The sequence below is a fragment of the Aquabacter sp. L1I39 genome, assembly GCF_017742835.1.
Taxonomy (GTDB): Bacteria; Pseudomonadota; Alphaproteobacteria; order Rhizobiales; family Xanthobacteraceae; genus L1I39.
Genome location: NZ_CP072392.1, coordinates 5,119,177 through 5,141,289, shown reverse-complemented (window position 1 = coordinate 5,141,289; position 22,113 = coordinate 5,119,177). Strand labels below are relative to the sequence as shown.

The 22,113-nt window shown below is 67.2% G+C and carries 19 protein-coding genes, 1 tRNA gene and 1 riboswitch; of the genes, 9 read left to right on the top strand and 11 right to left on the bottom strand.

What is annotated here, in order from left to right; genetic code table 11:
* Nucleotides 1-76: 76 nt before the first annotated feature.
* Nucleotides 77-2,773 (bottom strand): type I DNA topoisomerase, encoded by a 2,697-nt coding sequence (topA, locus tag J5J86_RS23185; RefSeq protein ID WP_209102539.1) that lies wholly within the window; start codon nt 2,771-2,773, stop codon nt 77-79.
* Nucleotides 2,774-2,964: 191 nt separating this feature from the next.
* On the opposite strand from topA, the gene J5J86_RS23180 reads away from it, so the two are divergent.
* The gene (locus J5J86_RS23180) at nt 2,965-3,153 is read left to right on the top strand and encodes a hypothetical protein (RefSeq protein ID WP_209102537.1); all 189 of its coding nucleotides are present in this window, start codon (nt 2,965-2,967) and stop codon (nt 3,151-3,153) included.
* A 9-nt stretch (nt 3,154-3,162) separates the two neighbouring features.
* Here J5J86_RS23180 and dprA read toward each other — a convergent pair whose 3' ends face one another.
* From dprA to J5J86_RS23160, 4 genes are all read right to left on the bottom strand, one after another.
* A complete protein-coding gene (gene dprA / locus J5J86_RS23175) occupies nt 3,163-4,272 on the bottom strand; it encodes a DNA-processing protein DprA (RefSeq protein WP_209102535.1) in 1,110 nt (369 codons plus the stop codon).
* On the bottom strand, nt 4,269-4,907 hold the full coding sequence (plsY, locus tag J5J86_RS23170; protein WP_209102533.1) for a glycerol-3-phosphate 1-O-acyltransferase PlsY: 639 nt from the start codon (nt 4,905-4,907) through the stop codon (nt 4,269-4,271). Before plsY ends, dprA begins: the two co-directional genes overlap by 4 nt.
* A gap of 162 nt (nt 4,908-5,069) precedes the next feature.
* Complete coding sequence (locus J5J86_RS23165; RefSeq protein WP_209102531.1) at nt 5,070-6,389, bottom strand: dihydroorotase; 1,320 nt, start codon at nt 6,387-6,389, stop codon at nt 5,070-5,072.
* A complete protein-coding gene (locus tag J5J86_RS23160) occupies nt 6,382-7,329 on the bottom strand; it encodes an aspartate carbamoyltransferase catalytic subunit (RefSeq protein WP_209102529.1) in 948 nt (315 codons plus the stop codon). The genes J5J86_RS23165 and J5J86_RS23160 overlap by 8 nt, the downstream gene beginning before the upstream one ends.
* A 306-nt stretch (nt 7,330-7,635) precedes the next feature.
* Between J5J86_RS23160 and J5J86_RS23155 the strand changes: the two genes are divergently transcribed.
* From J5J86_RS23155 to phnE (J5J86_RS23130), 6 genes are all read left to right on the top strand, one after another.
* Nucleotides 7,636-8,898, top strand: a complete 1,263-nt coding sequence (locus J5J86_RS23155) for an amidase (RefSeq protein ID WP_209102527.1) — start codon at nt 7,636-7,638, stop codon at nt 8,896-8,898.
* A 466-nt stretch (nt 8,899-9,364) separates the two neighbouring features.
* Nucleotides 9,365-9,718, top strand: a complete 354-nt coding sequence (locus tag J5J86_RS23150) for a DUF1428 domain-containing protein (RefSeq protein ID WP_209102525.1) — start codon at nt 9,365-9,367, stop codon at nt 9,716-9,718.
* Between the two features lie 207 nt (nt 9,719-9,925).
* The gene (phnC, locus tag J5J86_RS23145; RefSeq protein WP_209102523.1) at nt 9,926-10,732 is read left to right on the top strand and encodes a phosphonate ABC transporter ATP-binding protein; all 807 of its coding nucleotides are present in this window, start codon (nt 9,926-9,928) and stop codon (nt 10,730-10,732) included.
* A 128-nt stretch (nt 10,733-10,860) separates the two neighbouring features.
* A complete protein-coding gene (gene phnD, locus J5J86_RS23140) occupies nt 10,861-11,772 on the top strand; it encodes a phosphonate ABC transporter substrate-binding protein (protein WP_209102522.1) in 912 nt (303 codons plus the stop codon).
* Between the two features lie 91 nt (nt 11,773-11,863).
* Complete coding sequence (gene phnE, locus J5J86_RS23135; RefSeq protein WP_209102520.1) at nt 11,864-12,748, top strand: phosphonate ABC transporter, permease protein PhnE; 885 nt, start codon at nt 11,864-11,866, stop codon at nt 12,746-12,748.
* Nucleotides 12,745-13,608, top strand: a complete 864-nt coding sequence (gene phnE / locus J5J86_RS23130; RefSeq protein ID WP_209102518.1) for a phosphonate ABC transporter, permease protein PhnE — start codon at nt 12,745-12,747, stop codon at nt 13,606-13,608. The genes phnE (J5J86_RS23135) and phnE (J5J86_RS23130) overlap by 4 nt, the downstream gene beginning before the upstream one ends.
* Before the next feature lie 57 nt (nt 13,609-13,665).
* On the opposite strand, the gene J5J86_RS23125 is transcribed toward phnE (J5J86_RS23130), so the two are convergent.
* Nucleotides 13,666-14,583: a homoserine O-succinyltransferase gene (locus tag J5J86_RS23125; RefSeq protein WP_209102516.1), complete on the bottom strand. Its 918-nt coding sequence runs from the start codon at nt 14,581-14,583 to the stop codon at nt 13,666-13,668.
* 44 nt (nt 14,584-14,627) lie between these two features.
* Nucleotides 14,628-14,738: riboswitch (SAM-I-IV-variant riboswitch) on the bottom strand.
* Nucleotides 14,739-15,061: 323 nt separating this feature from the next.
* Here J5J86_RS23125 and J5J86_RS23120 point away from each other — a divergent pair.
* Nucleotides 15,062-15,466, top strand: a complete 405-nt coding sequence (locus J5J86_RS23120) for a hypothetical protein (protein ID WP_209102514.1) — start codon at nt 15,062-15,064, stop codon at nt 15,464-15,466.
* Nucleotides 15,467-15,533: 67 nt separating this feature from the next.
* On the opposite strand, the gene J5J86_RS23115 is transcribed toward J5J86_RS23120, so the two are convergent.
* From J5J86_RS23115 to J5J86_RS23100, 4 genes are all read right to left on the bottom strand, one after another.
* A complete protein-coding gene (locus J5J86_RS23115) occupies nt 15,534-16,475 on the bottom strand; it encodes an AEC family transporter (RefSeq protein WP_209102512.1) in 942 nt (313 codons plus the stop codon).
* A gap of 227 nt (nt 16,476-16,702) precedes the next feature.
* Nucleotides 16,703-16,779: transfer RNA gene (locus tag J5J86_RS23110), tRNA-His, on the bottom strand.
* Nucleotides 16,780-16,931: 152 nt separating this feature from the next.
* Nucleotides 16,932-17,333, bottom strand: a complete 402-nt coding sequence (locus J5J86_RS23105; protein WP_209102510.1) for a DUF1398 domain-containing protein — start codon at nt 17,331-17,333, stop codon at nt 16,932-16,934.
* Between the two features lie 22 nt (nt 17,334-17,355).
* Entirely contained in the window at nt 17,356-17,823 is a 468-nt protein-coding gene (locus J5J86_RS23100) for a MarR family winged helix-turn-helix transcriptional regulator (RefSeq protein WP_209102508.1), read from the bottom strand.
* A gap of 211 nt (nt 17,824-18,034) precedes the next feature.
* On the opposite strand from J5J86_RS23100, the gene J5J86_RS23095 reads away from it, so the two are divergent.
* On the top strand, nt 18,035-18,988 hold the full coding sequence (locus J5J86_RS23095; RefSeq protein WP_209102506.1) for an AEC family transporter: 954 nt from the start codon (nt 18,035-18,037) through the stop codon (nt 18,986-18,988).
* A gap of 9 nt (nt 18,989-18,997) precedes the next feature.
* Here the strand turns inward: J5J86_RS23095 and J5J86_RS23090 are convergent, their stop codons facing one another.
* Nucleotides 18,998-21,874, bottom strand: coding sequence for a DUF4114 domain-containing protein (locus J5J86_RS23090; protein WP_209102505.1), 2,877 nt, complete (start codon nt 21,872-21,874; stop codon nt 18,998-19,000).
* Between the last annotated feature and the right edge of the window lie 239 nt (nt 21,875-22,113).

Below are 22,113 nucleotides of genomic sequence, written 5' to 3'. Positions count from 1 at the left end.
GCCCCGGCGCAGAAATGGCTTCGCCGGCGGTGGCCCAAGGGGCATCCACCGACGGCGAACCATGGAGACCTCATCTTCACCCCGCCTTGGCGGCCTTGCGTGCAGCACCCGCCTTTGTGGCGGTCGCCTTGGAAGCACTTGCCTTTGCCGCCGCCTTCTTGGCGGGTGCCTTCTTTGCGGCAGGCTTCTTGGCGGGCGCATCGCCGTCTTCAGGATCGGCGGCCTTGGCCTTGCGCGCGCCTCGGGCCGGCTTGGCCGGTGAAGCGGCCGCCTTGGCGTTGATGATCTCGACGGCTTGCTCCAGGGCGAGCGTTTCCGGGTCCACGGACTTGGGCAAGGTGGCATTCACCTTGCCGTGGTTCACGTAAGGTCCGAAGCGCCCGGCCCGCACGGTGATCGGCCCGCCAAGAGTGGGATGATCGCCCAGCAAGCGCCCGGCCGCGGCAGCGCCCCCGCGCCCGCCTCGTCCCTTGGACTGCTTGTCGGCGATGAGTGCCACGGCCCGATTGAGGCCGATGGCGAGGATATCGTCGTCCGCCTCCAGATTTGCGTAGGTCCGCCCGTGCTGGACATAGGGCCCATAGCGGCCGATGCCAGCCAGGATCGGCTCCTGGTCGTCCGGATGGCGGCCGATCTCGCGTGGCAAAGCCAGTAGTTTCAAGGCCGTGTCGAGGTCGATGGTGGCGGGGGTCACGCCCTTTGGCAGGCTGGAGCGCTTGGGCTTTTCTCCCTCCGCCCCCTCTCCCAGCTGGAGATAGGCGCCAAAGCGCCCGTCCTTGACAGTGACTTCAAGACCGGTTTCCGGATCGGCACCAAGCTTGCGGACGCCATCGCCTTCCGGCGCTGCCTCTCCGCCCGACAAGGGACGGGTATAGCGGCACTCGGGATAGTTGGAGCAGCCGATGAACGCGCCGAACTTGCCCATCTTCAGGGACAGCCGACCGGTGCCGCAGGTGGGGCAGGCACGTGGGTTGCTTCCGTCGGTGGCGGGCGGGAAGATGTGCGCGGTGAGCATCTCATCCAGGGCATCGAGCACCTGGGAGACGCGCAAATCCTTGGTGGCGTCCACCGCCAGGGCAAAGTCCGCCCAGAACTCACGCAGGACCTGCTTCCAGTCGATCTCGTCGGCCGAGATCTTGTCGAGCTTTTCTTCCAGGTCCGCCGTGAAATCATATTCCACATAGCGGGTGAAGAAGCTCTGGAGGAAGGCCGTCACCAGCCGCCCCTTGTCTTCGGGAACGAGACGCTTCTTCTCAAGCTTCACATATTCGCGGTCGCGCAGCACTGCGAGCACCGCCGCATAGGTGGACGGGCGGCCAATGCCCAGTTCTTCCATGCGCTTGACCAGCGAGGCTTCCGAATAGCGCGGGGGCGGCTCGGTGAAGTGCTGGGTGGTCTGGATGCCGCGCTTGTCCAGGGCCTCGCCGGCCGCCATGGCGGGCAGGCGACGGCTCTCCTCGTCGTCGTCCTCGTCATCCTTGCCCTCCCGGTAGAGGGTCAGGAAGCCGTCGAACTTCACCACGGTGCCGGTGGCGGTCAAGTCCAGGGCGCGGGCGCCGGCTTGGGCGATGATGTCGGCGGTGGTGCGCTCCAACTCGGCCGATTCCATCTGGCTCGCCACGGTGCGGGTCCAGATGAGGTCGTAAAGGCGCGCCTGGTCATCATCCAGGTGCCGCGCCACGGATTTCGGCGTACGGGAAGGATCCGTGGGGCGAATGGCCTCGTGGGCCTCCTGGGCGTTCTTCGCCTTGGTGGTGTATTTGCGAGGAACCGCAGGCAGATAGCGCCCGCCGAACTGGTCGGAGATGGCGCTGCGCGTGGCGGCGACCGCCTCGGGCGCCATGTCCACGCCGTCGGTTCGCATATAGGTGATGAGGCCGACTGTCTCGCCGCCCACGTCCACGCCTTCATAGAGGCGCTGGGCGATCTGCATGGTGCGGGCCGGCGCAAGGCCCAGCTTGCGGCTGGCCTCCTGCTGCAAGGTGGAGGTGGTGAAGGGCGGCTGGGGATGCCGCTTGAGGGGCTTGGCTTCCACCGAGCGAACGGTGAAGGCCGCGCGCTCCAGATCTGCGCGGAATGCGGCCGCTTCCTCGGCTGTTCCCACCGAAAGACGGGTGATCTTCTTGCCGTCGGCGCCGGACAGGCGCGCCTCGAAGGCATCGCCCCGGGGCGTCGCGAGTTGGGCGACGATAGACCAGTATTCCCGGGCGACGAAGGTCTCGATCTCCCGCTCGCGGTCGCAGACGAGGCGCAGCGCCACCGATTGCACGCGGCCGGCCGAGCGGGCGCCGGGCAGCTTGCGCCAGAGCACGGGCGAGAGGGTGAAGCCCACCAGATAGTCGAGGGCGCGGCGGGCCAGATAGGCATCCACCAGCGCCACGTCCACGGCGCGGGGCGCCTTCATGGCGTCGAGCACAGCCTGCTTGGTGATGGCGTTGAACACCACCCGCTCGACCTTCTGGCCCTTCAGCGCCTTCTTTTCCTTCAGAATTTCAAGCACATGCCAGGAAATGGCCTCGCCTTCACGATCCGGGTCGGTGGCGAGGATCAGCCCGTCGGCCTCCTTGACCGCCTTGGCGATCTCATTGAGCCGCTTCTGCGCCTTGGGATCGACCTCCCAGAGCATGCGGAAATCCGCATCGGGGTCCACCGATCCGTCCTTGGAAGGGAGATCGCGCACGTGGCCGTACGAGGCGATCACCTCGTAATCCGGACCGAGATATTTGTTGATCGTCTTCGCTTTAGCGGGCGATTCGACGATGACGACCTGCATGACCGACGCTGTCTCTTGAAAGGCTACCGCAGCCCCTGGCGGCGGCGGCAACATGGGGGGCGATGGGGAATGTGTCAAATCCCCCCGAGCCGGAGGACTCCCGGGCAAGGGAATTGCCATCTACAACCAGAGGTAGCTAGTAAAAAGATCGGCTATCTCCAGTATGGTGCTGCAGGGACGGGAGCACTGGCATGTCGGGCGGATCCCCCGGGAACGAACCGGGCGACGCGGTAGATTTCGCGGCTTATGTCGCCTCGCTTGCGGCGGAGCTGTCCAGGGTCGCGCGCGGCCATCGGCTGACAACCCTCGGATATCTCTTGGAAATGGTGCTTTTAGAAGCGCGAGGTGTGCTGCGCAAGGCCGAGCCCGGGCGGGACTGACGGCGCCGATCACAGCAGGGACACCAGCCCTCCGGCATGGCGTTCCAGGCGGCCAGCCAATTCCAGTTCCAGCAGCACCACCTGGACCTGGGCTGCGCTGGCGGTGGAGTGGCGGACCAGGTCGTCGATAGGCGTGGGCACGGGCCCGAGCAATTCCAAAATGCGGGCGCGCAGCGTATCCGGCGGCGGCTCGAGGCCGGGGGGATCGGCTGGGGCCTCCACTTCCGGCGGCGCGAGATGCTCCAGTTGCGGCGCGAGAACCTCAAGGAAATCAGCGGCTTCCGTCACCAGCGTGGCGCCGGACTTCAACAGCTTGTTGGAGCCGCCGGCGCGCGGATCGAGCGGCGAGCCGGGCACGGCGAACACCTCCCGGCCTTGCTCGGCGGCAAGCCGGGCGGTGATGAGGGAGCCGGAGCGCTCCGCCGCTTCCACCACGATCACGCCCAGCGCCATGCCGGAGACGAGGCGGTTGCGGCGGGGGAAGTCGCGGGCGCGGGGCTCCCAGCCAAGCGGCATCTCGGAGACGAGGGCGCCCTGGGCGAGGATGTCCTCCATAAGTCCAATGTTTTCAGCCGGATAGGGCTTTGCGAGGCCACCCGCGAAGACCCCCACCGTGCCGGTGGCGAGGCTTGCCGCATGGGCGGCGGCGTCGATGCCACGGGCCAGCCCCGAGACAATGGAAAAGCCGTTTTCGCCCAGGTCCTTGGCTAGGCGGGCGGCCATGGTGCGGCCGGCGGCGGAGGCGTTTCGGGCGCCGACAATGGCGACCATGGGCGCTGTCAGCGCGCGATCCTGCCCGCGCACGGCCAGGACCGGCGGAGAATCGTCGAGCAGTTTCAGATGCTTGGGGTAAGCGGGATCGGCCAGGGTCACGATCCGCCCGCCCATGCGGGCCAGCGCCGCGATCTCGTCCTCGGTCTCGGCGATGGTGGGGATGCGCGGCGGGATCAGGCGGCCACCCCGCAAAGCCAGTGCTGGCAAGGCTTCGAGGGCCGGGGCCGCGCCGCCGAACTGGTTGATGAGGGCGCGGAAGGTGCGGGGGCCCACATGCTCGGTGCGGATCAGCCGCAGCCAGTCGCGGCGCTGGGCGGGGGAAAGCCGGGCGCCGCTCTTGCTCATCCCTCTGACTTTCCAGGGCTTTTGGATTTAGCGCCGATCCGCCCCTCGGTCCCCGCGAGAAGCCGGGCGATGTTGGCGTGGTGCTTCAGCCAGAGCAGAAACGCAAGTCCTGCCAGGAAGATAGCGGTGGTCGGAGCGCCCAGCAGATAGGCGCTGACAGGGGTCGCCACGGAAGCGATCAGCGCCGCCAGGGACGAGTAGCGGCTGAGATAGGCCACCAAGAGCCAGACCAGGGCAAAGGCGAGGGCGGACGGCCAGTACAAGGCCAGGGTTACACCCAGGAAAGTCGCTACCCCCTTACCGCCCCTGAAGCCCAGCCAAACCGGCCAGAGATGACCCAGAAAGGCAAAAAAGCCTGCAACCAGAGCCGCTTGCGGCCCGAACAGGGCGCGCGCCAGAAGCACCGCCACGGTGCCCTTCAGGGCATCGCCCAGGAGGGTCGCGGCGGCCAGGTCCTTGCGTCCGGTGCGCAGCACATTGGTGGCGCCGATATTGCCCGAGCCGATGGTTCGGATGTCCGTGGTGCCGGCGAGGCGGGTCACCAGGATGCCGAAGGGGATGGACCCCAAAAGGTATCCCAATGCAGCGCTAGCCAAGGTGAGGGGGAGCGAAAGGCTCCAGATCAAGGTCGACATGGGGTCCGAGGAAGCCGGAGGAACATCAATTCTAGGCTTAGACTAAGGGGCGCTCGGGGCGCATCGCAATCCGACGCAGAGATCGTTCTCTAAATCGTATGAATCGTCCGTAATGGAGATCGCGGCGCCCCGACCGCGCTGCCGGGGCGCGCCGGGCCCGGCTCACACGAACTCGTAGACCGTCCGCCCGGCCACCACGGTGCGCAGCACCCGGCCGGAGAGGCGGGCCTCGTCGAAGGGGGTGTTGCGCGAGCGCGACTTCAGCTGCCGGGGGTCGAGCACATAAGGCAGGTCCGGATCGAACACGATCACATCCGCCGGGGCACCCGGACGCAGGGTGCCGGCATTCAGCCCGAGCAGGTCGGCCGGCTTGGTGGAGAGGGCATAAAGCAGGTTCACCAGATCCACCTGCTCGGCATGCACCAGGCGCAGGGCGGCGGAGAGCAGGGTCTCCAGCCCGATGGCACCGGGCTCGGCTTCCGCGAAGGGCAGGCGCTTGACCTCCACGTCCTGCGGCGTGTGGTCGGAGACCACCACGTCGATGAGGCCGGAGGCGAGCGCCCGGATCAGGGCCTGGCGGTCGTCCTCGGCGCGCAGCGGCGGGCGCAGCTTGAAGAAGGTGCGGTACTGGCCGATGTCCAGCTCGTTGAAGGACAGGTGGTTGATGCTCACCGAGGCGGTCACCGGCAGGCCGGCTTCCTTGGCGCGGGCGAGCACCTCCAGCGATTCCATGCAGGTCAGCGAGGCGGCGTGGTAGCGGCCCTGCGTCATGGCCACCAGGCGCAGGTCGCGCTCCAGCACGATGGTCTCGGCGGCGCGGGGAATGCCGGGCAGGCCAAGGCGGGAGGCGAAGGCGCCTTCGTTCATGGCGCCGCCGGACATGGTGGCATCCTCGGTGTGATGCACCACCAGGGCGTCAAAGTCGCGGCCATAGGCCAGCGACCGGCGCAGCACCTGGGCGCTCTTCACCGAGCGGTCGCCGTCCGTGAAGGCGACGGCGCCGGCGGCCTGGAGCAGGCCGATCTCGGTCATCTCCTCGCCCTTGAGGCCCTTGGTGAGGGCGGCCATGGGATGGACGCGCACCACCGCCGTGTCGCGGGCGCGGCGCAGGATGAAGTCGACGATGGCAGGGTCATCCACCACCGGGTCGGTGTCCGGCTGGCAGACGATGGTGGTCACGCCGCCGGCGGCGGCGGCATGGCTGGCGGAGGCCAGCGTCTCGCGATGCTCGGCGCCCGGCTCGCCCACGAAGGCGCGCATGTCCACGAGGCCGGGGGCGACCACGGCCCCGGCGCAGTCCACCACTTCCGCCCCTTCCGGCACGCCGGCGGCGGCCAGGCCGAAGCCGGCATCGCGGATGATGCCGTCGGAGAGCAGTACGTCGCCGCGATAATCGGCGCCGCGGGAGGGATCGATGATGCGGGCATTGGCGAGCACCAGGGGATGGGGCTCGGACCAGAGGGGGCGACCATTCTCACGCATTGGGAAGCTTCCGCGCCAGCATGTCCAGCACCGCCATGCGCACGGCGACGCCCATCTCCACCTGTTCGCGGATCAGCGACTGGGCGCCGTCCGCGACCGCCGAATCGATCTCCACGCCCCGGTTCATGGGGCCGGGATGCATTACCAGCGCATCGGGCTTGGCCCGCCGCAGCTTCTGCTCGTCGAGGCCGAAATAGTGGAAATATTCCTTCACCGAGGGGATGAAGGACCCCGCCATGCGCTCGCGCTGGAGGCGCAGCATCATGACGATGTCCGCCCCCTCCAGCCCGCTCTCCATGGTCTTGTGCACCTCCACGCCGAACTGCTCGATGCCGCTCGGCAGCAAGGTGGAGGGGGCGACCACGCGCACCTGGGCCCCCAGCGTGTGGAGCAGATGGATGTTGGAGCGGGCCACCCGCGAATGCATCACGTCGCCACAAATGGCGACGGTGAGCCCCTGGATGGTGCCCTTGTTGCGGCGGATGGTGAGCGCGTCGAGCAGCGCCTGGGTGGGATGCTCGTGGGCCCCGTCGCCGGCATTGATGACGCAGCAATCCACCTTGCGGGCGAGCAGGGCGACCGCGCCGGACGCGTGGTGGCGCACCACCAAAAGGTCGGGATGCATGGCGTTCAGCGTCACCGCCGTATCGATGAGGCTCTCGCCCTTCTTCACCGAGGAATTGCCCACCGACATGTTCATCACGTCCGCGCCGAGCCGCTTTCCGGCGATCTCGAACGAGGACTGGGTGCGGGTGGAGGCCTCGAAGAAGAGGTTGATCTGCGTCCGCCCGCGCAGGGTGGTCCGCTTCTTTTCCACTTGCCGGTTGAGGGTGACGAACTCCTCGGCAAGATCGAGCAGGCCGACGATCTCGGCGGCCGACAGCCCCTCGATACCGATGAGGTGCCGAGAGGAGAGGGTATAGGGCGAGGCTGATGACATGGCAGGCCGGAGCCATACCGGACCCCACGCCCCCCCGCAAGCGCGGAAGGGGCAAGGCGCGTGCGGGCCTCGCGTTTGATGGGGAGAGCCCCAGCGGGGCGGGGGAGGGAAGGGGCCGAGAGTGAGGCGCCCCGGCTGGCGGGCGAGATCGAGAAGATCGTGCCTTATGCGGCTTGAGCGCGGGTGGGTGGGGATGATGCCCGCCTGAGGCAGAGCGGGCCGGTGCGGGCATGATAAGGTGCGCCCGCTTTTCGGCTCGGCGCCCTGCCGGCCCCCTCGGTTTCGCGTACCCGGAGTTCCCCCGCCATGCTGCTCGCCCGCGACCTCGCCCTCGACATCCGCGCCGGCCGGCTTTCCCCGGCCGACGTGCTCGCCCAAGGCGTTGCCGCCATCGCCGCCCACGAACCCCAGGTGCGTGCCTTTGAAAGCCTCGACCTGGAGGCGGCGGCAAAAGCCGCGCAAGAGCCGGGCCTGGCGCAGCGTCCGCTGGCGGGTCTTGCGGTGGCGGTGAAGGACATTCTCGACACCCGCGATCTGCCCACCACCTACGGGTCTGCGATCTATGCCGGTCACCGCCCGGTGCAGGACGCCCCCGTTGTGCGGCAGGTGAAGCGGGCCGGCGGCCTCGTGCCGGGCAAGGCGGTGACCACGGAATTCGCCTTCCTGAAGCCCTCGGTGACGCGCAATCCGCGCAATCTCTCCCACTCGCCCGGCGGCTCGTCCTCGGGCTCGGCGGCGGCGGTGGCGGCGGGCATGGTGCCGCTGGCGCTGGGCACCCAGACCGGCGGGTCGGTCATCCGCCCGGCGGCCTTTTGCGGGGTGACCGGCTACAAGCCCACCTTCCGCACCTTGCCCACCTTGGGCATGAAGACCTTCTCCTGGCATCTGGACACGATCGGCGTGTTCGGCGCCCGCGTGGCGGATGTCGCCTTCGCGGTGGGGGCCATGACCGGGCGGGACCTTGATATTGGGGAGGACGTGGCGCAGGCGCCGCGCATCGCCCTGGTGCGCACCGCCCGCGCCGAGAATGCCGATGCCGATGCCCATGCAGCGTTGGAGGCGGCGGCGAAGGCCGCTATCGCGGCGGGCGCGCAGGTGGCCGCCATCGACCTGCCCGACGAGATCGAGGCCGCCGACCCCATGTGCGCCACGATCCAGGATTTCGAGGCGGCCATCGCGCTCGCCGACGACTATGACTTCCATCGTGACGGCATGTCCGAGCAGCTTGCCGCCCATCTCGACCGGGCTGCGACGATCCCCGCCGATGCTTATGACACGGCCCGCCGTACGGCCAAGCGGGCGCGCCATGCGCTGGGCGATCTGTTCGCGCATTTCGACGCGCTGCTCACCTTCTCCGCCCCCGGCGCGGCGCTGGAAGGGTTTGCTTCCACAGGCTCGCCGATGTTCAACCGGCTGTGGACCCTCATGGGCACGCCCTGCATCAATGTCACCGGCCTGGAGAACGCCGCCGGGCTCCCGGTGGGGGTGCAGGTGGTGGGCCGGTTCGGCCGCGACCGCAACGCGCTGCTGGTGGCCGCCTTCCTGGAACGGGCCATCCGCGAGCGGTGAGGGGGCTGCCCCCGCCTGCCGGGCCGTCTGAATTTTTTTCCGGCAGGTAACGTGCGGCGCGTCATGGGATGCGCCGCTGAAATCTTTCGACTTTCGTCGCAGCCGTGCCGCGTTGCAGGGTGCCCTTGCGGCGTTGCAGTACGTTTATTGCCTTTTAACCCTTGGTTTCTTTGCTAAAGTTGCGCTGAAGATCGACCTGAAAAGGGCGTTGAGAGGTGAACCACGGCAGGAAGTTCGACTTGCTCTCCCTATGTGCCGCCTTGGCCTTCATCGGCGCGGTGCTTCTGGGCATGATCTGAGCTCGGCCCCACACTCAAGCCGCCTTCCATAAACACAAAAACCCCGAAGGAAGGTCGATCGGGCGGCGCTGGGACTTCCCAGCGCCGCTTTTTTTTGTCCCGCCTGTCGGCCCCGCGCCCCTGCGCGCGTCCTTGGGGCGCGGGTGAAGCATCAGGAGATGGCAGCCATGGCTTATGTGGATGGGTTCGTGCTGGCGGTGCCGAAGAACAGGATCGAGGACTATCGCCCCCTGGCGGAGCTGGGCGCGCGCCTCTGGAAGGAGCATGGGGCGCTGGCCGTGGTGGAGTGCATCGGCGACGATGTCCCTTACGGCGAGTTGACCTCCTTCCCCCGCGCCGTGCACGCCACCGAGGACGAGGTCGTCATCTTTTCCTGGATCGTGCACGCCTCGCGGGAGGCGCGTGATGCCACCAATGCCAAGGTGTTCGCGGACGAACGCATGCCCAAGGACATGGCGGCTATGCCCTTCGACGGCAAGCGGATGATCTTCGGCGGCTTCAAGACCCTGGTCGGACTGTGACAGCGCCGTGAAAAAAGCCGGCCGGACGGGGCATTTGTCCAGTCCGGCCAACAAATTTCTCGGCGAGAGGTAATTTTGTAACCTATTGTAGAATAAGAACTATTGAAGGACTGGCATCGTCTGCGCCCGCCGTCATCACCGAACCGTCACACGTCTGTTGCGCGGCATCCTTAATGGAAAACTCCGGAACGAACCGGAGCACGGCTTATGCTCGTGATGGAAGGCCTCACCTGCCGCTTCGGCGACAAGGTGGCGGTGTCGGACGTGAATCTCCAGATCGGCGGCGGCGCCTTCGTGGGCGTGATCGGGCGGTCGGGCGCGGGCAAGTCCACCTTGCTGCGCATGGTGAACCGGCTCCAGGATCCCACCGGTGGCCGCATCCTGTATGACGGGCGCGACGTGACGGGCCTCAAGGGCCAGGCGCTGCGCCAATGGCGCGCCCAGGCGGCCATGGTGTTCCAGCAATTCAACTTGGTGGGCCGTCTCGACGTGCTCACCAACGTGCTCATGGGGCGCCTCTCCACCATGCCGGCTTGGCGCGCGCTCTCCAAGAGCTGGAGCGCTGACGACAAGGCCATGGCGCTCTCCGCCCTCGACCAGTTCGACATGGCCTCCTTCGCCGGCCAGCGGGCCGACAGCCTGTCCGGCGGCCAGCAGCAGCGCGTCGCCATCGCCCGCGCTCTGGTGCAGGAGCCGGGCCTGATCCTCGCCGACGAGCCCATCGCCTCTCTGGATCCGCGCAACACCAAGGTGGTGATGGACGCGCTCCTGCGCATCAACAAGCATTTCGGCATCACCGTGCTGTGCAACCTGCACTCGCTCGACCTCGCCCGCACCTATTGCGACCGGCTGGTGGGCATGGCGGGCGGCCGGGTGGTGTTCGACGGCGCGCCCGCCGCCCTCACCGAGGACGTGGCGCGCGATCTCTATGGGCTGGAGGCGGGGGAGGTGATGGACGTCGCCCCCCGGCCCGAGCCCGTGGGCGCTCCGGCCGAGGCCGCCGTCGCGGTCTGACCGCAGGTTCTGCAAACGAGCTTTGTCCTTCCGGGCGGCCCGCCGCCCGGCCGGTCGGCGCATGCGCGCCGCCCATCGCCTTGCCGCGTTTCCGCGTTTTCCGTTTCCCCATGGTCGAGGAAAGACACATGCTGACCCGCCGTACCCTCATCGCCGCTGGCGCTGCGCTGGCCATGTCCGCGGGCGCCGCGCTCGCCCAGGACTGGAAGGCCCAGTATCCCGAGCTGGTGTTCGCCATCATCCCCGCCGAGAATGCCTCGGGCGTGACCGAGCGCTACGCGCCGCTCATGAGCTACCTGACCAAGGAAATCGGCACCAAGGTCACGCTGCGCATCGCCAATGACTATGCGGCGGTGATCGAGGGCCAGCGCGCCGGCAACATCCACATCGCCTCCTACGGCCCGTCCTCCTTCGCCCGCGCGCTGATGACCGGCGCCAAGATCGAGGCCTTCGCCATCGAGGTGAATGCGGACGGCACCAAGGGCTACCATTCGGTGCTCTATGTGAAGGCCGACAGCCCCTACAAGTCCATCGAGGACCTGAAGGGCAAGAATCTCTGCCTGGTGGATCCCAACTCCACCTCCGGCAACAATGTCCCGCGCTTCGCCATGAACAAGATGGGCATCCAGCCCGACCAGTTCTTCGGCAAGGTGGTCTATGCCGGCTCCCACGAGAACGCCGTCATCGGCGTGCAGCAGGGCACCTGCGACGCCGCCTTCAACTGGTGGAATGACGAGCAGGAATCCAACCTCATGCGCATGGAGCGCAAGGGGATGGCCAAGTATTCGGACTATCGCATCATCTTCAAGTCCGACCAGATCGTGAATTCGCCGCTGGCCTATCTGGACAGCCTGCCGGCGGACCTCAAGGCCAAGATCCGCGATGCCTTCTTCTCCATCGAGAAGAACGACAAGGCCGCCTTCGACAAGATCTATGAAGGCAAGCAGCAGGTGTGGCAGCCGGTGGACAATTCCTCCTACCAGGCCATCATCGAGCTGAACAAGTTCGTGGACGACCTGCGCAAGAAGAAGGCGTCCTGAGGATTTGAGGGCGCGGCCGGAGACGGCCGCGCCTTTTTCTTTCTTGGTCCCTTTCTTTCGCCCTTTGCCCCTGCCACCGGATCCGCGCGCCTTGGCCCATACCGTCGTCCGCCTCCCCGCAGAGCAGATCGCGCCGCTCGCGCGCCTCTATGACGAGGCGGTGGCCGCGCGCCGTCGCCATTCGCTCATCGCCGCCGGCGTGGTGGCCGTGTGCATTGCCCTGTCTTGCTGGTGGGGCGAGGTGAAGCCCTCGGTCTTCGCCGCCAATGCCTTCCGGCTGGGCGACTATTTCTGGAACATCCTGCCCACCTTGCGGCTCGACCAGCTCGGCACGGATCTCGCCGAATGGTACTGGAACCTGGATGGCTGGCTGAAGCTGCTGGCCGATACCATCCTGATCGCCTATCTCGGCACGGTGTTCGGCGTCATCGGCGCGCTCGCCCTGTGTTTCCTCGCCTCCGCCAATCTCACCCGCAACACCACCATCCGCTTTGCCGCCCGCCGCCTGCTGGAATTCTGCCGCACGGTGCCGGAGATCGTGTTCGCGCTTCTGTTCGTGGTGGCCTTCGGCCTCGGTCCCATGCCGGGCGTCATGGCGCTCGCCATCCACACCATGGGCGCGCTGGGCAAATTGTTCGCCGAGGTGGTGGAGAATATCGACATGAAGCCGGTGGAGGGCGCCACGGCCGCCGGCGCCTCCTGGGTTCAGGCGGTGCGGCTGGCCGTGATGCCGCAGGTGCTCTCCAACTTCGCCTCCTACGGCCTGCTGCGCTTCGAGATCAATGTGCGCGAGGCGGCCATCATGGGCTTCGTGGGGGCGGGCGGCATCGGCCAGGACCTGGTCGAGGCCATCCGCAAATTCTACTATTCCGACGTCTCCGCCATCCTCCTGCTCATCATCGCCACGGTCACCATCATCGACCTGGTGACGGAGCGCATCCGCCATCGGCTCATCAGCATGGAGGCCGGCCGATGAACCGGGCCCGTCTCGCCTTCGATCCGGCTGAACAGGCGCGCTTGAAGGCGCTTTATCCGCAGCATTTCCGCGCCACCGATGCCGGGCGCATCACCGGCTGGGTGCTGCTGGGCGGCATGGCGCTGCTCGTGGCCTATGCGCTGTGGCATCTGGGCTTCTCGCTGGCCCGCATCGGCACTGGCCTTGCCCAGCTCTTCCATTTCCTCACCCTGATGATGCCGCCCGATCCGGGCAAGCAATTGCCGCTCTACATGCACGCCTTGGGCGAGACTTTGGCCATCGCCTTCCTCGGCACGTTCGCTGGCGCGGTGCTCGCCTTGCCGTTCGGCCTGCTGGCGGCCAAGAATGTGGTGCGCAATCCGCTGATACACACGCTCGTGCGCCGGGTGCTGGATGTGTTCCGCGGCGTCGACAAGCTCATCTGGGCGCTGATCTATGTGACAGTGGTGGGCCTTGGGCCCTTTGCCGGCATCCTGGCCATCGCCACCTCGTCCATCGGCGAATTGGGCAAGCTCTTCTCGGAGGCGGTGGAAGCAAGCGACCACAAGCCGGTGGAAGGCATCACCGCCTCGGGTGGGGGGCCGCTGGAAGGGGTGCGCTTCGGCCTCTTCCCCCAGGTGCTGCCGGTGCTGGCGAGCCAGATCCTCTATTATTTCGAGTCCAATTCCCGCCAGTCCACCATCGTGGGCATTGTCGGCGCGGGCGGCCTCGGCCTGCATCTGGCGGAACAGATCCGCATCCTGGAATGGCAGAAGGTGAGCTTCCTCATCCTGATGATGCTCATCATGGTGGCGGTGATCGACTTCATCTCCTCCCGCCTGCGCTTCGCCATCATCGGACGGCGCTCCGTGCGGGTGTGACGCACGGTGATCCCGAGAAAAAGGCCGGGCCGCCCTGGGGCGCCCGGCCTTTTGTGTTCAGCGGCCGATCTCGTCCAGGTGATAGGGGGTCGTCTGGTAGATCTCGTTGATCCAGTTGGAAAAGAACAGGTGGGCATGACCGCGCCAGCGGTTGCGCGGGGCGCGCGTGGGGTCGTCGCCGGGGAAATAATGGGCCGGCACCGGGGTTGAGGGATCCTTGGCGCTGTCGCGGGCATATTCGGCCGCCAGCGTCCCCGCCTCATATTCCAGATGATTGAACATGAAGAGCAGGCGGCGCTCCACGTCCTCCAGCAGGCCGAGGCCCGCTTCGTCGGATTCCAGCAGAACCCGCACCTTGTCCTCTCCCGGCAGGTCCGCGCGACGCACCTCGGTCCAGCGCGAAACGGGAATGTCCACGTCGTCCGAGAAACCCCGCAGATAGGGCGAGGCGGGGGCTTCCACCCGGTGGCTGTAGACGCCGGAGAGCTTGGCGCTGAGCTCGTGCTTGGGCACGCCATGGAAGTGCTGGAGCGCGGCCTGAGCGCCCCAGCAGATGGTCATGGTGGAATGCACATGGCGCTGCGTCCAGTCGAACAGGCGGCGCAGCTCGTCCCAATAGCCCACCTGCTCGAACGGCAGGGTCTCCACCGGCGCGCCGGTGACGAGGAAGCCGTCGAACGTCTCCTGCCGCACCTCGTCCCAGGTGCGATAGAAGGCGGCCATGTGGTCGGCGGAGGTGTGGCGCGGCGTGTGGCTGCCCATGTGCACCAGGGACAATTCCACCTGCAGCGGCACGGCGCCCAAGAGGCGCGCGAACTGGGTTTCCGTGCGGGGCTTGTCGGGCATCAGGTTGAGCAGCCCGAGCTTGAGCGGCCGGATATCCTGGCGGGCCGCGTCGGTCTCGCGCATCACCACCACGCCCTCGGCCTCGAGGGTGGTGCGTGCGGGCAACGTGTCCGGAATCTTGATCGGCATGTCCAAACCCTGTCTCACCTTGGCGCGGGACGGAGCTCGGATCGGATCGCCCGTTTCGTTGCCGCCTCGGCCACATCCTCCCACCGTGGGAGCTCCACCTTGCTCGGGAAAGCAGGTTGGCGTCGGGCCCTTTTGCCCAACTCTTGATGCAGGAGCTTGCATAGCGCTTGTGGGCGCGGCTCGCAAGATGGAAGTGCGCGCGTGCGGCGCAGCGCGGGCCGCCTGAGGGGGGCGGTTAACTCCGGCTTCACGGGCGCGGCGCTCTTATGGCGCAACGAGAAAGGCGGGGGAGATGAACAGCTGTCCAGCGGCGCGTCGGGAAAACGCCACAATGGCGCGCAGCAAGCCCGAAAACGCCTTTAAATCAACGCGAAGGCCTGGGGACCGGACATAATTCGGAACCCATTGCGCAGCTAGGATCACGATCGATTGAGGGGCGGTCCTTTTCGCTTCGACGCCCCCGGATGGAGCTTGAACCATGGTCACCTTCAGCAAGAAGGTTGCGGTCGCCGGCCTTGCCGCGCTGCTGACCGTTTCGGCGGGCGCTCCCGCCTTTGCCGGTGGCTGGGGTCCCGGCTGGGGGCCTCCCGGCCCGCCGCCGCCCCGCTGCTGGAATTGCGGCGGCTATTATTACAACAACCATAACAACAATAACGGGGCCGCCGTCGGCGCGGGCATCGCTTTGGGCATCCTGGGTGCGGCCGCCATTGCGGGTGCCGCCAGCAGCCCGCCGCCGCCCGTCTATTATGCGCCGGCCCCGCCGCCGCCCACCGTCTATTATCAGCCGGCCCCGCAGCCGGTCTATGTGGCGCCCCCGCCGCCCTCCGGCCAGTGCTGGTTCCCCACCAATACCCGGGGCGCCGGCTATTGGGCGCCGTGCTGAGCACGGAATGACAGGGCGGCTTCGGCCGCCCTTTTCATGTCAGCCGAGGTGGGATTGGGGGCGGCGTTCAGCCGCCCGCCACCTTCATGGCGATGAGCGTGATGACCGGCATGGTGAAGGCGGCGAAGACGATCTGCACGGTCAGTATTTCCGCCAGCAGCGGCGCATTGCCGCCCATCTGCCGCGCCAGCACATAGCCCGCCGGCGCCGAGGGCACGGCGGCGAGCAGCACGATGACGGTCAGTTCCAGGCCGGACAGCCCCAGCGCCACCCCCGCCGCCAGCGTGATGAGCGGCTTCACCACCAAGGTCAGCCCCGCCGCCAGATAGGTCACGAGGCGCGGCCGCGCCAGATCGCGCAGCACCAGCCCGCCGCCCACCACCAGCAGGCCGATGGCCAGCGAAGCGCGGCCCAGCACATCACCGAATTCCAGGATCACCGCTGGCACCGGCACTTTCAGCACATTGATGGCCATGCCCGCGGCGCACGACCAGATCAGCGGGTTGCGTCCCAATTGGCGGAGCATGAGCGCGATGGAGGTGCTGCCCGTGCCGCCATAGCGCGAGAGCACGGCGACGCAGATCACATTGACGATGGGCACCAGGCACACGAGGGCCACCGCCGCCACCGTGATGCCGCTCGCCCCATAAAGCCCGCCCACGGCGGCGAGCGCCACATAGGTGTTCCAGCGCAGCACCCCCTGGAACAGGGAGGTGAAGGATGGCCCGTCCACGCTTATGCCCCGCTCCAGGGCGGGACGCGCGATCAGCAGCGCCGCCCCCAGCACCGCCAGCATGGCCGTGAAGGCGCCGATGACGCCCACCAGATTGACCTTGCTGAGATCCGCCCGCGCGCCCGACACCACCAGCAGCGCCGGGAACAGGACGAAATAGGTCAGCTGCTCCATGCCGAACCAATGGGCGGGATCACGCAGGAAGCGCCGCTTGAGGGCGACGCCGAGGGCGACCACGAGGGCGACGGGAACAAGGGCGGTGAGAATGGCGGCCATAGGGACGTCGGACAGGCGGTGAGGCGGACCTGGCGCGCGCTCGGTGAGGAAGGCGGGTCGGGATCAACCGGGAAGGCGCCGGCCGACAGGGAAGCCGGGCCGGAGGCGGTTGAGTCTTATACAACACCGTGCCCGCCGCGCGAGCCGGGCAGCTATGCCCTGACCCGCATGGCGCGCGCAGGAGGGTTGCACGCACGGCAAGGGATCAAGGGAAGGGGAGTTTTGAATGGTACAGCTGGGTGGGCTCGAACCACCGACCTCCGGTTCCACAGACCGGCGCTCTAACCAACTGAGCTACAGCTGCACAGCGCAGCACCTCAAGGGGTGCCGGCGAGGACGCGGAACCTACGCTGAGCGCCCCGAGGTTTCAAGGGGGGCCGCGACGATGTCTGCGCGGGGCTGTTGATAGTGGGGCGCGGGGGCGCTTGCAAGGGGCTGGAAGGCCGTCTGCGCCCTTCAACTGGGGAAGAGTTCCACATGGCTCTCGCCCGTGCGGCCCAGATAGACCGCCCGCCGGCCCAGGAACGACACCAGATAGGAGGCGCAGCCCGCCGCAGCCACGGTGCGGCAGAAGCCTTGATAGCTGTAGCCCGGCGCCTGCGTCTGCGCCGCCCTGATGGCGGCCTGGATGGGAGCGAGGTCGAATTTGTCGGCGATGGCTGTGTGGAAGGCGTGGGTCGGCAGGTCCAGAATGCTGCCATCGGGCCGGTAATAGGTCGCGCGGGCCGCACGGAAATCCACCGCATAGCCCTCGAATCCCGCATCCATCAGGGCGCCGACGATCTCAGGGAATGTCAGGGTGTCGGCCTCGGCGGCGGCAAGGCAAAAGCGGGCAATCTCGGTGCTTCGGATGTCCATGGGGGCGTTCCTTTGGGGCGGGTCATTCCACCGGCGCCGCGGTGATGCGGCAATGGGCGGCGATGCGGGCAAGGAGCGCCTTGAGCGTGGCGCGCTCGGTCGCATCCAGCACGCCGAAGCAGTCGGCGTCGTTCCGGTCGGCCAATGCCGCAAGGTCCGGCACCAAGGCGGTGCCCGCCGGGGTCAAGGCGAGGGTCTGGGCCCGGCCGTCCTCGGGACTGGCGGTGCGGGTCAGGAAGGCCTTGGCGATGAGGCGGTCCGCCAGCTTGGTGATGGCGCCGCGCGTCAGGCCGAGGCGCGCCGCCAGTTGGCTCGGCGCGGTGGGCGGGGCGCCATAGAGGGCGCGCAGCACCACCCATTCGGCGGTGGTGACCCCCTGGCCCGCGAGCTTGCCGGCAAAGGCCTGGGACACATGGTTGGAAACGGCGCGCAAATGGAAGCCCAGATGCGCATCGAGGTCGGACACCGTGGGCGAAGGGGAAGGGGGCACCGTAAACCTCACTTGATTGAATAGGAAACTACCCCAATGTGGTTTCCTAGTCAATTAAATCGCCAATCTCAACCTTCCGAACCTCTACCCGCGCGCCTTGCCGCCAGCGCATCGTCCCGCCCGCGCCCATGCCGGCGCGAGGGTTCTCCCCCTGCGATGCGCCCGCTACCAATGGCGTCCCGCCCCGCTTGCGCCCGCGCTACAGGTCTCCATGTCGGACATTATCGGCCTTGCCTTGCCCTTCTTCGGGCTGATCTTCCTCGGCTATGGCTGCGGGCGCTTCGTGCGCCTGCCGGAGGAGGGGCTGGCCTGGCTCACCTTCTTCATCATCTATCTGGCGCTGCCGGCGCTGTTCTATCGCATCGTCTCGCAGACCCCGTTCGCCGAGCTGGTCAATCCGCGCTTCATCCTGGCGGTGGTGATCTCGACCTCGGCCTGCGCGCTGCTGGCACTCGGCCTCGCGCTCTGGCTCCGGCGGGGCAATGTGGGCGAGGCGGCCATCGCCACCACAGTGGGGGCCTATGCCAATGTGGGCTATATGGGCCCGGGCCTGACGCTGGCGGCGCTGGGGCAGGAAGCGGCCACCCCGGCCGCGCTCATCTTCGCCTGCGACAGCCTGTTCTTCTTCACCCTCGTGCCGCTGCTCATGGCGGTGCAGAAAAGGGAAGGGCATATCGGCGCCACCTTGTTGCTGGTGGTGCGCCGGGTGCTGACCCATCCCTTCAATGTGGCGACCCTGCTGGGCATCGTCTCCGCCGCCTTCGAGTTCCGCGCGCCGGGCGCGGTGGAGCGGATGCTGGACTTCCTGAAGAATGCCGCCGCCCCCTGCGCCCTGTTCGCGCTCGGCGTCACGGTGGCGCTGCGCCCGCTCGGCCATGTGCCGCGCGAATTGCCGCCGCTGCTCGTCATCAAGCTGCTGGTGCACCCGGCCATCGCGCTGGTGGTGATGACCAGCCTCGGCACCTTCCTCGTGCCCTGGGTGCAGACGGCGGTGCTCATGGCGTCCTTGCCGCCGGCGCTCAATTGCTTCGTGCTGGCGCGCCAATATCGCATCTATGTGGAGGAAGCCTCCGCCGCCGTGCTGCTGGGCACGGCGGCCTCGGTGGTAACGGTGACAGGGGCGCTCTACCTCATCAAGTCCGGCCACCTCCCCCTGCTGCCGTAAGGGGGAGCCTCACACCAGCCAGTCGTGGCCGGTGGCGCTGGTGAAATCGAGTTGGACCACGAGGTCGTTATAATCGTGGTCGCCGCCGCCATAGAGGTCCTCCCAGCCGAAGGTGTTCAGGCCGTAGCTCCACAGGTGCGCCACATTCTGCCCGTTCATCTGCTCGTTGGCGGATGAGAAGGCCCAATAGGTGTGGCCGCCGGAGGTGAGCGACATGGCGATGATGTCGCCATGGTCGACGCCCGTGATCTCGGTCTGGCTGTACTGACCATAACCGGCGCCGGTGACGGAGGTGGTGCCCGCCTCGGTCTGGTAGGCGCGGGCGGCGGCGGCTGTCGCATAACCGGCCTGGCCGGGCGCCAGCCCGCCAATGGTGCCGGCGAAGTCGTCCACCTTGTAGAAGGTGACCGAACTCTCATTCATGCCGTTCTGCCGCAGGCGCACCACCACGTCCATGTCATCTGCCCCGCCGGCGGTGAAGGCCACCGCCACCGGGCGGGCCACCTCCACCGCGCCATTGGCATTGGCAAACTCCATGAAGCCATAGTCGGAGGTGAGCGCCGCCTGGTAGGCGCTGGCGGCGGTGCCGCCGATGGAGACCGATACATCGGTGCCCGCGTCCACATGGGTTTGGTAGAGCGTGCCCTGGGATTGGCGGTCGAACATGGTGACGAGCTCAGCCGAGAAATCCGACTGGAGGCTCTGCTGGGCGAGCTGGCTGGTCCAGGCATAGGCGGCCGAGGCCGTATTGGTGGAGGTGTTCGTTATCTTGCTGAAATTCAGCGAGATTTCCTCATCGCCCAGGCCCGTGGACTGGAACAGGAGGCTCTGCGAGGTGGACGACACCCAGGCGCTGCCCGAGGTTTCCAGCACCGGTGTCGGGTCGAAATACATCTGGGTGTGGGCGATGGCGGAAAGCGCGCGGGCCAGCAGCACGCCGTTCGGCGTGCCAAGCCCCGATATGAGGTCGAAGCCCGGACCCGCCTCATAGCCATAGCCGGTGGGGGTGATCTGGGAGCCGTCGGATTCGTAGGCGCCGCCCATATAGAAGCTGGACGTATTGTTGCCCATGGTGATGTCGTTGAAGGCGCCGGGCGCGATGGCCGAGGCCAGGTACGCCAAGTCGTTCATGTAGCCGAGGTTCGGCAGGCCCTGGTCGGCGAAGATGGTGTTGAACTGGGTGATGAGCGCGGCCCAGAGCGGCGTCGCGGCGCTGGTGCCGCCTTCGCCGGTGAGGCCGGTCATGTCGCCCTTGGGGGTCCAGTAGAACATGTTACCGCCGGCATTGGCGGACACGTCGGAGACCGCCCGGCCGGGCAGCCCGCTCACCAGATCGGTGGAAGTGAGCCCATAATCGGTCTGGTAGCCCGGCTGCGGCTGCGTGGTGTCCACGCCACCTGAACTGGTATTGTTGTCCAGATAGCCGCCATCCACGATCTTGTTGGCGGTGGTCACGTCATATTCGTTCCACACCGTCTCCACGAAGGTGCTGACGCCGGTGAGGTCGGAATAGGGCGCCTTCAGCCCGCCCTGTACCAATTGCCAGATGGTCGCCATGTTCCCGGACTGGGCCGAGGCCAGGAGAGAGGCGAGGGTGGGGTCGTCGACGGCCGTCGCGGGTGTCGAGACAGAGGTCCCGCCCACCACCAATGTGAAGGGGCTCGAGGCATTGGCCTCCACATTGGTGACGCCGTTGGCGGTCTCGTTGCCCGAGCCGCCATCGCCGAGGGCGATCACCACCGTCTGGTTCTGGAGCGCCGCGTCGATGTAAAGCTGCCAATAGGCCCAGTAGAAGGGCGAGTTGGGCGACTGGATCGCCTCGTCTCCCCAGGACGAGGAGATGACCGGCGGCAAGGTGCCGGCCGGAAGCCCCGTCGGGGTCTGCCAGAAGGCGCTTTGATACGCCGTATAGGTGCCGGCGAAGGCCCAGCCGCTATAGCCGGAGCCCACATAGAGGGCGAGGTCGCTATTGGGATTGATGGCGGTGGCAATTCCCACGTCGAGCGAGCGCTCGCCGCTGCTGGCCCCCGTCGACGCCCCCGCCTCGCCTTGCGCATAGGCGGTGCCGGTGCCGGTCACGCCCACCGCCGTGCGATACTGCTCCAGCAGGTCCTGGAAGCTGGTGGAGCCCGGCACCGATGTGCCGATGCCCGGCTCGATGAAGCCGATCAGCCCCGTCTGCACCGTCTCGCCGTCGAGCGGGAAATTATAGATGCCGGCGGCCACGTCCTGCGGGTCCACATTGGTGTCCGCCGTGGTGGAATTGCCGATGCTCTGCGGGCCCACCGGCAAGGTGGTGGAGGCCCCGCCCGTGAGGTCCTGTGCGGTGGGCGGCCAGCTGCCATTGTCCACCCACAGGCCGGCAATGCCGGGGGCGATATTGTCCGGCAGGCTGAGATTGCCGTCCCAGAACAGGAAATCGTAACCGCTGGAGTCGACGCCTGCTTTCATGAGCTGGGCGCCGAACAGATCCTGGAACTCGGTGGCGTTCAGCGACAGCCAGATGGTGCGCGACTCCTGCGAGGTCACATAGTCGCCGGTGGTGGCGGCGTGGCTCCCGAGCACGTGATAGCCCTGGTTCTGAAGCCACTGCAGCGTATCGTTATAGGTGGTCTGGTCCGCGCCGTAGGTGTTCCAGAGCTGCTGCGGCGTCAGGGTGGCGAGCGTCTGCTGGCGGGTGGCCCAGTCGCTCTGCAGGAGCGCCGTGGGATCGTTGGCCCGGTCGAACACCAGCGCGATATTGATGGAGTTGCCGTTGGTGGCCGCCTCGATCTCGCTGTTGGAATAGCCATAGGCCGCCTGCACCGTGTTTGTGCCGGGCTGGAGCAGGCCATAGGCGGCAAAATCCAGGAAGGAGGAGTTTGCAATCTCGGTGGAGGCGCTCATGGGGGAACCTGTGGGGGAACCTGTGGGGGAACCTGTGGGGGCGGACCGGCGGGAAGGCGGCGGCGGAGGGAAGGATCAGGATCGGGCGGTACATGGCGGGTGTGTGGCCCGCAGGCCGGCGCGGGAAGACGGAACCATGGCCACACCCCCCTCGCACCTTTGGGCTCTTGCTGGCCCGTCTCCGACACGGACGCCGCGCGCCGCTGGGCGTGGTGCATCCGTTTCCAAGTGTGTCCCGG

Excerpts from the sequence above, each read along its gene's own strand:
- phnC (WP_209102523.1), top strand. The coding sequence starts at position 9,926 with ATGCTCGTGATGGAAGGCCTCACCTGCCGCTTCGGCGACAAGGTGGCG.
- J5J86_RS23095 (WP_209102506.1), top strand. The coding sequence starts at position 18,035 with ATGTCGGACATTATCGGCCTTGCCTTGCCCTTCTTCGGGCTGATCTTC.
- phnE (WP_209102518.1), top strand. The coding sequence starts at position 12,745 with ATGAACCGGGCCCGTCTCGCCTTCGATCCGGCTGAACAGGCGCGCTTG.
- topA (WP_209102539.1), bottom strand. The coding sequence starts at position 2,773 with ATGCAGGTCGTCATCGTCGAATCGCCCGCTAAAGCGAAGACGATCAAC.
- J5J86_RS23120 (WP_209102514.1), top strand. The coding sequence starts at position 15,062 with ATGGTCACCTTCAGCAAGAAGGTTGCGGTCGCCGGCCTTGCCGCGCTG.
- J5J86_RS23165 (WP_209102531.1), bottom strand. The coding sequence starts at position 6,389 with ATGCGTGAGAATGGTCGCCCCCTCTGGTCCGAGCCCCATCCCCTGGTG.
- J5J86_RS23105 (WP_209102510.1), bottom strand. The coding sequence starts at position 17,333 with ATGGACATCCGAAGCACCGAGATTGCCCGCTTTTGCCTTGCCGCCGCC.
- J5J86_RS23180 (WP_209102537.1), top strand. The coding sequence starts at position 2,965 with ATGTCGGGCGGATCCCCCGGGAACGAACCGGGCGACGCGGTAGATTTC.
- J5J86_RS23125 (WP_209102516.1), bottom strand. The coding sequence starts at position 14,583 with ATGCCGATCAAGATTCCGGACACGTTGCCCGCACGCACCACCCTCGAG.
- plsY (WP_209102533.1), bottom strand. The coding sequence starts at position 4,907 with ATGTCGACCTTGATCTGGAGCCTTTCGCTCCCCCTCACCTTGGCTAGC.
- J5J86_RS23160 (WP_209102529.1), bottom strand. The coding sequence starts at position 7,329 with ATGTCATCAGCCTCGCCCTATACCCTCTCCTCTCGGCACCTCATCGGT.
- J5J86_RS23115 (WP_209102512.1), bottom strand. The coding sequence starts at position 16,475 with ATGGCCGCCATTCTCACCGCCCTTGTTCCCGTCGCCCTCGTGGTCGCC.
- J5J86_RS23155 (WP_209102527.1), top strand. The coding sequence starts at position 7,636 with ATGCTGCTCGCCCGCGACCTCGCCCTCGACATCCGCGCCGGCCGGCTT.
- J5J86_RS23150 (WP_209102525.1), top strand. The coding sequence starts at position 9,365 with ATGGCTTATGTGGATGGGTTCGTGCTGGCGGTGCCGAAGAACAGGATC.
- dprA (WP_209102535.1), bottom strand. The coding sequence starts at position 4,272 with ATGAGCAAGAGCGGCGCCCGGCTTTCCCCCGCCCAGCGCCGCGACTGG.
- J5J86_RS23090 (WP_209102505.1), bottom strand. The coding sequence starts at position 21,874 with ATGAGCGCCTCCACCGAGATTGCAAACTCCTCCTTCCTGGATTTTGCC.
- phnD (WP_209102522.1), top strand. The coding sequence starts at position 10,861 with ATGCTGACCCGCCGTACCCTCATCGCCGCTGGCGCTGCGCTGGCCATG.